General features: G+C 68.8%; 4 protein-coding genes and 2 tRNA genes. 2 read left to right on the top strand and 4 right to left on the bottom strand.

The genetic code is table 11. The features are described from left to right. The 3 genes from ACILRF_RS15475 to ACILRF_RS15465 form a co-directional block, all read right to left on the bottom strand. A partial coding sequence (locus ACILRF_RS15475; protein WP_343698811.1) for a GTP-binding protein occupies window positions 1-127 on the bottom strand: 127 nt, incomplete at its 3' end. Window positions 128-165: 38 nt separating this feature from the next. Further along, window positions 166-239 (bottom strand) — tRNA-Gly (locus ACILRF_RS15470). A gap of 46 nt (window positions 240-285) precedes the next feature. Further along, a tRNA-Tyr gene (locus ACILRF_RS15465) sits at window positions 286-371 on the bottom strand. A 133-nt stretch (window positions 372-504) separates the two neighbouring features. Here ACILRF_RS15465 and rlmB point away from each other — a divergent pair. Both rlmB and ACILRF_RS15455 read left to right on the top strand, forming a co-directional pair. Further along, window positions 505-1,302 (top strand): 23S rRNA (guanosine(2251)-2'-O)-methyltransferase RlmB, encoded by a 798-nt coding sequence (gene rlmB / locus ACILRF_RS15460; protein ID WP_395674462.1) that lies wholly within the window; start codon window positions 505-507, stop codon window positions 1,300-1,302. A 51-nt stretch (window positions 1,303-1,353) separates the two neighbouring features. Continuing rightward, window positions 1,354-2,088, top strand: a complete 735-nt coding sequence (locus tag ACILRF_RS15455; protein ID WP_395674460.1) for a YjbE family putative metal transport protein — start codon at window positions 1,354-1,356, stop codon at window positions 2,086-2,088. A 48-nt stretch (window positions 2,089-2,136) separates the two neighbouring features. Here ACILRF_RS15455 and ACILRF_RS15450 read toward each other — a convergent pair. Beyond that, window positions 2,137-3,426 (bottom strand): methionine--tRNA ligase (locus tag ACILRF_RS15450; protein WP_395674458.1); only part of this gene is annotated, 1,290 nt, incomplete at its 5' end.

The raw sequence follows: 3,426 nt of genomic DNA, 5'->3' as shown, positions 1-3,426 counted from the left end.
TCGCACCGCCGCTCTTGGCCAGCGTGATCGTGATCGCCGCCGTCAGCGTCGTCTTGCCATGGTCAACGTGACCAATCGTGCCGATGTTGCAGTGCGGCTTCGTGCGTTCGAATTTCTCTTTGGCCATCGGGGTCCTGCCGGCGTGGGTTCAATGAAACGGGAACTTGGAGCGGGTAGCGGGAATCGAACCCGCATCCTCAGCTTGGAAGGCTGCTGCACTACCATTGTGCTATACCCGCCGGGTGGGCGGGGTCGCCCAAATCTCTCCTCATTCGGACCGGCGCGTGGTGGGGGAAGTAGGACTCGAACCTACGAAGGCTAACGCCAGCGGATTTACAGTCCGCCCCCTTTGCCACTCGGGACATTCCCCCGCGCGCCGGAGCCTCGTCGGACGCCTCGGATAAAAAGCCTTCCGCCAGAGCCGCGAGGGGCTTTAAGAGCGCCGTCGCAAGGTCCTGGAGGCGGCTTCCCGTCCGGGGCCCCCAATTTGGAGCGCGTCTTATAGTGGCCTCGCATCCCGAACGCAACGACGCCCGGAAAGGGAAAAAACGCGGTCCGCCGCCGCGCTTCCCGCGCCGTCCCGACACAGGGAACGACGAGTGGATCTGGGGCTGGCACGCGGTCGAGGCCGCCCTGGCCAATCCGCGCCGCGGGGCGCCGCTACGGCTGCTGGCGACGCCGGAGAAGGCCTGCCAAATCGAGGCGCGATTCGGCCGGTTGCCGGCGCTGGAGACCGCCGACAACGGCCTGATCTCGCAGAACCTGCCGCAGAACGCGGTGCACCAGGGCGTCGCCCTGCGGCCGGCCCCGCTCGACGAGGTCGACGTCGCAAGCTTCGAGCCCCGCAAGGGCGCGGTGCTGCTGATGCTGGACCAGGTGACGGACCCGCAGAACGTCGGCGCCATCCTGCGATCGGCCGCCGCATTTGGGGCGAGCGGCGTCATCCTGCAGGACCGCAACGCGCCACGCTTCACCGGCGCCCTGGCCAAGGCCGCGGCCGGGGCCCTGGAGCAGATCCCGGTGGCGCGGGTGGTGAACCTGTCGCGCACCCTTGAGGAGCTGGCCGACCTCGGTTGGCGGGCGGTGGGCCTGACCGGGGCGGGCGAGCGCGACCTCGCCGAGGTGCTCGACGGCGCGCCGACGGTGCTGGTGCTGGGCTCCGAGGGCGAAGGGATGCGCCGGCTGGTGGCGGAACATTGCGACGAGCTGGCCCGTATCCCGATGCCCGGCGGCTTCGAGAGCCTGAACGTCTCGGCGGCCGCCGCCGTGGCGCTCTACGAAGCGGCCCGCCCTCGGATTTAACCTTAGGCTGAGCAGTTGCAGCCGGCCCGCCGGCCATGCATTGAGGTCCCCATGTTCGAAGAGCTGTTCAGCGCCGGCGCCCTTTCCGCCCTCCTCCAAGTCCTGATGATTGACCTGGTCCTTGCCGGCGACAACGCCGTCGCCGTGGGCCTGGCGGCCGGTGCCCTGCCGCAGGATCAGCGCAAGAAGGCGATCCTCTACGGCCTGATCGCCGCCGTCATCCTGCGGATCGGCTTCGCGCTGATCACCACCCAGCTGCTGGGCATCGTCGGCCTGCTGCTGGCCGGCGGCGTGCTGCTGCTCTGGGTCTGCTGGAAGATGTGGCGCGAGCTGCGCGAACAGGCTGAGTCGGACGAGGCGGCGGCCGAAGCGGTGCTGGACGCCGACCCGGGCACCGAGCCCGCCGCCGCGGTCACCGCGCGTCAGCCCAAGTCGTTCAAGGCGGCGTTCCTGCAGATCCTGATCGCCGACGTCTCGATGTCGCTGGACAACGTGCTGGCCGTAGCCGGCGCCGCCCGCGAACACGAGGCGATCATGGTGTTCGGGCTCCTGCTGTCGATCGCCCTGATGGGCGTGGCGGCGACCTGGATCGCCCGCCTGCTGCACAAGTACCGCTGGATCGGCTACCTCGGCCTGGCGATCGTCTTCTACGTCGCCCTGCACATGATGTGGGAAGGCCACCGGACGGTCGTCGTCGATCTCGACAGAACCGAGGCCTACAATGCGGTCATGCCCGACGTCCTGGACATCGGGCCGGCCGAAGAGGCCAAGCACCGCGCGCACTGAGCTTCCTGAACTCGTCTCGGCCGAGACGAGCCCGGCCGATGACGCGCCTTATTGCGCCTCTTCCGCCCCGCCGAACCGCTCGGTCCATTCGGCGACCTGGGCGTCCTCGACCTTGGCGAACAGCACCGGCGGGGCCGCGATCTTCGCACCCTCGGCCAGGCGGGACAGCTCGGCTTTTCCGTCGCTGGTCGGCCAGTCGGACGGCGCACCCTCGAAGGCGGCGAGGATCTTTTCGGCCGCGAAGGGGATGAACGGGGCCGACACGCGGCCGAACAGGGCGGCGAGGTTGAGACCGGTGCGCACGACCACCGCCGCCCTTTCCGGATCGGTCTTGATGGCCGTCCACGGCGCGGCCTCGGTCAGGTACGCGTTGCCGGTCACCCACAGCTCGCGCAGGTCCTGGGCCGCCCGGCGCATGGAGATGCCCTCCAGCGAGGCGGTCAGGGCGGCGATCCCGGCGCCGATGTCGGCGTAGAGCTTGTCTTCCAGCGGGCCCGGCGCGCCGCCGGCCGGCACGACCGCGTCGAAGCGGCTCTCGGCGAACTTGGTGATGCGGTTGACGAAGTTGCCGAGCACATTGGCGAGGTCGCTGTTCACCGTGTTCTGGAACTGCTCCCAGGTGAACGGGCTGTCGGCGCTCTCCGGGGCGTTGGCGGTGAGATACCAGCGCCAGTAGTCGGCCGGCAGCAGATCGAGCGCCGCGTCCATGAAGACGCCGCGCTTCTGGCTGGTCGAAAACTTGCCGCCGTACCAGTTGAGCCAATTGAAGCTCTTGAGCACGTCGACCGTCTTCCACGGCTCTTCGGAGCCGAGGATGGTCGCCGGGAAGCTGACGGTGTGGAAGGCGACGTTGTCCTTGCCCATGAACTGGACGTAGCGGACATCCGTCGCGCCCTTGTCGGTGCGCCACCAGCGCTCCCAGTCGCCGCCCTGCGCCTGCGCCCACTCGACGGTCGCGCCAATGTATTCCACCGGCGCGTCGAACCAGACGTAGAACACCTTGCCCTCGAAGCCGGGGCGCGGGGCGCCGCCCTTCGTCACCGGGATGCCCCAGGCGAGGTCGCGGGTGATGCCGCGGTCGATCAGGCCCTCGTCCAGATGCTTGTAGGCGATCGAGCGGGTGAGCGGCGGGAACTCGCTCTTGGAATCGACCCAGGCGCGGATCCTGTCCTCCAGCTTGGATTGCAGAAGGTAGAGGTGGCGGGTCTCGCGCACCTCGAGGTTCCGCGAGCCGGAGACGGCCGAGTACGGGTCCTTCAGGTCCAGCGGATCGAGCAAGCGGCCGCAGTTGTCGCACTGGTCGCCGCGCGCTTTCGGATAGGCGCAGACCGGGCAGGT

The sequence above is a fragment of the Phenylobacterium sp. genome, assembly GCF_044236515.1.
GTDB lineage: Bacteria > Pseudomonadota > Alphaproteobacteria > Caulobacterales > Caulobacteraceae > Phenylobacterium.
This window is presented reverse-complemented; position numbering and strand designations above follow the sequence as displayed.

Excerpts from the sequence above, each read along its gene's own strand:
- ACILRF_RS15455 (WP_395674460.1), top strand. The coding sequence starts at position 1,354 with ATGTTCGAAGAGCTGTTCAGCGCCGGCGCCCTTTCCGCCCTCCTCCAA.